Source organism: Paracoccus pacificus, from assembly GCF_042680785.1.
Lineage (GTDB): Bacteria > Pseudomonadota > Alphaproteobacteria > Rhodobacterales > Rhodobacteraceae > Paracoccus > Paracoccus pacificus.
Genome location: NZ_JBHUEN010000007.1, coordinates 1 through 4,518, shown reverse-complemented (window position 1 = coordinate 4,518; position 4,518 = coordinate 1). Strand labels below are relative to the sequence as shown.

At 63.2% G+C, this 4,518-nt stretch carries 4 protein-coding genes and 1 pseudogene; all 5 read left to right on the top strand.

Features of this window, described 5'->3' with window-relative positions:
• Positions 1-67: 67 nt before the first annotated feature.
• A pseudogene (gene pstC, locus ACFSCT_RS03045) lies at positions 68-682 on the top strand (phosphate ABC transporter permease subunit PstC); the annotation flags it as partial.
• A gap of 12 nt (positions 683-694) precedes the next feature.
• On the top strand, positions 695-1,990 hold the full coding sequence (pstA, locus tag ACFSCT_RS03040) for a phosphate ABC transporter permease PstA (protein WP_299911364.1): 1,296 nt from the start codon (positions 695-697) through the stop codon (positions 1,988-1,990).
• Between the two features lie 21 nt (positions 1,991-2,011).
• Positions 2,012-2,809 carry a phosphate ABC transporter ATP-binding protein PstB gene (gene pstB, locus ACFSCT_RS03035; RefSeq protein WP_379140061.1) on the top strand — a complete coding sequence of 266 codons (798 nt, stop codon included), beginning with the start codon at positions 2,012-2,014 and terminating at the stop codon, positions 2,807-2,809.
• Positions 2,810-2,828: 19 nt separating this feature from the next.
• Positions 2,829-3,557 carry a phosphate signaling complex protein PhoU gene (gene phoU, locus ACFSCT_RS03030; RefSeq protein ID WP_299911474.1) on the top strand — a complete coding sequence of 243 codons (729 nt, stop codon included), beginning with the start codon at positions 2,829-2,831 and terminating at the stop codon, positions 3,555-3,557.
• 4 nt (positions 3,558-3,561) lie between these two features.
• Entirely contained in the window at positions 3,562-4,254 is a 693-nt protein-coding gene (phoB, locus tag ACFSCT_RS03025) for a phosphate regulon transcriptional regulator PhoB (RefSeq protein ID WP_299911366.1), read from the top strand.
• Positions 4,255-4,518: the final 264 nt, after the last annotated feature.

The following is a 4,518-nucleotide window of genomic DNA, read 5'->3' as shown; positions in this document are numbered from 1 at the left end:
TTTACGCCGCCCGCAGCAGCACCATGCCGCCGCTAACGTGGACTAATTTCGCACCGCCGTTCTCAATCTGAACGAATTCGCCAGCCCGCGCTTTCGCGCCGTCGCCAAGCCGGTGCTGGAAATCCTGGCCGGGATTCCGACCGTTGTCTATGGCTTCTTCGCCATCCTGACCGTGGCACCCGCGATCCGGGCCTGGGGCGCAGCACTGGGCATTCCGGTCGCGCCGAATACGGCACTCGCGGCGGGTTCGGTGATGGCAATCATGCTTATCCCCTTCATCTCGTCTTTTGCCGATGATGCGCTGTCGGCCGTGCCGCGCAGTCTGCGCGACGGCAGCATGGCTTTGGGTGCCACACGATCCGAAACCGTGCTGAAGGTGCTGTTCCCGGCTGCCATTCCCGGCATCGTCGGCGGTGTGCTGCTGGCCATCAGCCGAGCCATCGGCGAGACAATGATCGTGGTCATGGCCGCCGGCCTGATCGCCAAGATGACGATAAACCCGCTGGACAGCGTTACGACCGTGACCGTCCAGATCGTGACCCTGCTGATCGGTGATACCGAATTCGACAGTCCCAAGACCCTGGCAGCCTTCGCGCTCGGGCTGATGCTGTTCATCGTGACGCTGGTCATCAACATCATCGCCCTGCGCGTCGTGCGCAAATACCGCGAACTTTATGACTGAGGCGAAAGCGACATGACCGATCAGACCGCCGCCCAACCGACTGCCGCCGTCAATGGCTGGGACTCGCCAGAGTTCCGCAAAAATCTTGCCCGCCGTCGACGCAACGAACTGATCCTGCGCATGCTGGGCCTCGCTGCCATCGGCCTTGCCTTCCTCATGCTGGCGATCCTGCTGTGGACGCTGATATCGGGCGGTGCGCAGGCCTTTCGACAGACCCATGTGCAAATCGATGTGCCGATCTCGGCCGAGCTTGTTGAACCCGCCGAGCCTGCGGAGGGGAATTACCGCAACGTGATCCGCGACGCCATGCAGACGACCTTTCCCGATGCCGAGAAAGACGAGCTGAAGGCGCTGTCGGGCATCCTGTCGAATGCCGCGCAGTTCGTGGTCCGCGACAAGGTTGTGGCTGACCCCTCTCTCATTGGTCAGACTGTCAGCATCAATGTGCCCGTCTCGGACCCCTACGACCAGTTGAACAAGGGCAATGTCGATGTGGTGTCAGAAGAATCCACGCGCCGCCTGTCAGATACCGACATTGCCGCTTTCCAGCAGCTGAAGGACGAAGGCCGGATCTCGAAACCGATAAACTGGTCCCTGTTGACCAATGCCGATTCGCGCTTTCCAGAGCTGGCCGGGCTGAAAGGGGCGATCATCGGTTCGGCCTATGCGCTTCTGGTCTGCTTCCTGATCTCGTTCCCACTGGGGATCGGCGCCGCAATCTATCTTGAGGAATTTGCACCCAAGAGCCGACTCAGCGACATTATCGAGGTGAACATCAACAATCTCGCCGCCGTGCCGTCGGTCGTCTTTGGCCTGCTGGCGCTGGCGGTGTTTCTGGGTTGGTTCGGCATGCCGCGCTCGGCTCCCTTTGTCGGCGGGCTGACTCTCGCTCTGATGACCCTCCCCACCATCATCATCGCCACCCGGGCGGCGTTGCAGGCGGTGCCGCCGTCTATTCGCGAGGCGGCTTTGGGCGTTGGTGCATCGAAACAACAGGTCGTCTTTGGCCACGTCCTGCCGCTGGCCTTGCCCGGCATTCTGACCGGCACGATCATTGGTCTGGCCCAGGCCCTGGGGGAGACCGCACCCCTGCTGCTGATCGGCATGAATGCCTTCGTGACTGCCGCTCCTGCAACACCCTTCGATGCCTCGACCGCGCTTCCGACCCAGATCTTCCTTTGGGCGGACAGCCCGGAGCGCGGGTTTGTCGCCCGTACTTCTGCAGCCATTCTGGTTCTGCTGGGCTTTCTTGTCATGATGAACGCGATTGCCATCTACCTACGCAACCGGTTCGAGCGCCGTTGGTAACGGAGCCGAGGAATGAATATGATGAACGACATGCGACAGCTGGATAGTGCCGTGACCCAGGATGACATCAAGATCTCGGCCCGCGACGTGCAGGTCTTCTATGGCGACAAGCAGGCCATCAAGGATGTCAATGTCGAGATCCTCGACAAGACCGTGACGGCCTTCATCGGCCCCTCGGGCTGCGGGAAATCGACCTTCCTGCGCTGCATCAACCGGATGAACGACACCATTCCGATCGCCCGCATCGAGGGCCAGATCCGTCTGGATGGCGAGGACATCTATGACCGCCGCGTCGATCCGGTGCAGCTGCGCGCCAAGGTCGGCATGGTGTTCCAGAAGCCGAACCCCTTCCCGAAGTCGATCTATGACAACGTGGCCTATGGCCCGCGCATCCACGGCCTCGCCCGCAACCGGGCCGAGCTGGACGAGATCGTCGAGAAATCCCTGCGCGGCGCCGCGCTGTGGAACGAGGTCAAGGACCGGCTGCAGGAACCCGGCACCGGCCTTTCGGGCGGTCAGCAACAGCGGCTCTGCATTGCCCGCGCCGTCGCCACCTCGCCCGAGGTGCTGTTGATGGACGAGCCCTGTTCGGCGCTGGACCCGATCGCCACCGGGCAGGTCGAGGAACTGATCGACCAGCTGCGGCAGGAATTTTCCGTGGTCATCGTCACCCATTCGATGCAGCAGGCCGCCCGCGTCAGCCAGAAGACCGCCTTCTTCCACTTGGGCAATCTGGTCGAATATGGCGATACCGACGACATCTTCACCCGGCCGCAGGACCCGCGGACGGAATCCTATATCACGGGCCGGATCGGCTGAGGCGACAGGGGCAGACGACATGAACCGCGACAAGCATATTTCCTCGGCCTTCGACCGCGATCTGGAGACCATTCAGGCCCAGGTGGTGAAGATGGGGGGCATGGTCGAAAGCGCCATTGCCGACGGTGCCTCGGCGATGATGAACCGCGACGAGGAACTGGCCGAAGAGGTCCGCCGCCGTGACAAGGCCATCGATGCGCTGGAGGCGCAGATCAACGAGGACAGCGCCCGGCTGATCGCGCTGCGCGCGCCCACCGCCACCGACCTGCGGCTGGTCCTGTCGGTCATCAAGATCGCCGCCAGCCTTGAACGGGTGGGCGATTATGCCAAGAACATGGCCAAGCGCACGCATGTGCTGGCGCAGATGCCGCAGATCGCCGGCTCGGGCATCGCGCTGAAGCGTATGGCCGCGACGGTCGAGAAGATGCTGTCGGATGCGCTGGACAGCTATATCCAGCGCGATGCCGATCTGGCGGCCGACGTGCGCGCCCGCGATCTGGAGGTGGACCAGATGTACAATGCGCTGTTCCGGGAATTCCTGACCTACATGATGGAAGACCCACGCAACATCACCGCCTGCATGCATCTGCATTTCATCGCCAAGAACATCGAGCGCATGGGCGACCACGCCACCGCCATCGCCGAGCAGGTGATCTATCTCGTCACCGGCGAATTGCCCGATGACAGCCGCCCCAAGGACAACCGCGTACCGCCCGCCGATGCCGTGGCGCTGCCGGGCGAGGGCTGAGCCGATGGCATCGCAACAGACCCCGCTGGTTCTGGTGGTCGAGGACGAAGGCGCGCAGCGCGAGGTGCTGCGCTACAATCTCGAGGCCGAGGGCTTCGGTGTCGCCATCGCCGAGAATGGCGACGAGGCGCTTCTGCTGGTGGCCGAAGAACAGCCCGACCTGATCGTACTGGACTGGATGCTGCCCAATGTCTCGGGCATCGAGATCTGCCGTCGGCTGAAGGCCGACCCGGCAACCCGGCCCATCCCGATCATCATGCTGTCGGCCCGCAGCGAAGAGGTGGACCGGGTGCGCGGCCTTGAGACCGGCGCCGACGATTATGTGGTGAAACCCTATTCCGTGGTCGAGCTGATGGCCCGGTTGCGCACCCAGCTTCGGCGCACCCGGCCCGCGACCATGGGCGAGCGGCTGAGCTATGAAGATATCCTGCTGGACGCCGCCGAGCATCGGGTCTTCCGCGCCGGTCAGACGCTGCATCTCGGCCCGACCGAGTTCCGTCTGCTGTCCACGCTGATGGAGAAGCCCGGCCGGGTCTGGACGCGCGAGCAGCTGCTGGACCGCGTCTGGGGCCGCGACATCTATGTCGACACCCGCACCATCGACGTGCATGTGGGCCGGCTGCGCAAGGCGCTGATGCAGAATGGCGGCGACAACCCCGTGCGCACGGTCCGCGGCGCGGGCTACGCGCTGGGATAGGGCGCGCACGGGATTTTTCCTTCAAAGATTGATTGGAGACCGGCCCAACTTGCCGCTGAGTAACTAGGCCATCCTGCATTTACGTTGACGCAGATCCAGCTGCAGCTATCCAGCGGGGGTGGACACGCTGCACGACGATCGAACTTCCGGTTCAGTGAAGCTGCGCTGCGGCATCGCCCCACCTGCGAAAGGCAGCTCTGGGCCGTGAGAGACTTGGGCGATCGGTCAGTTCCGACCGCAACATTGCTTGTATTTGCGGCCCGA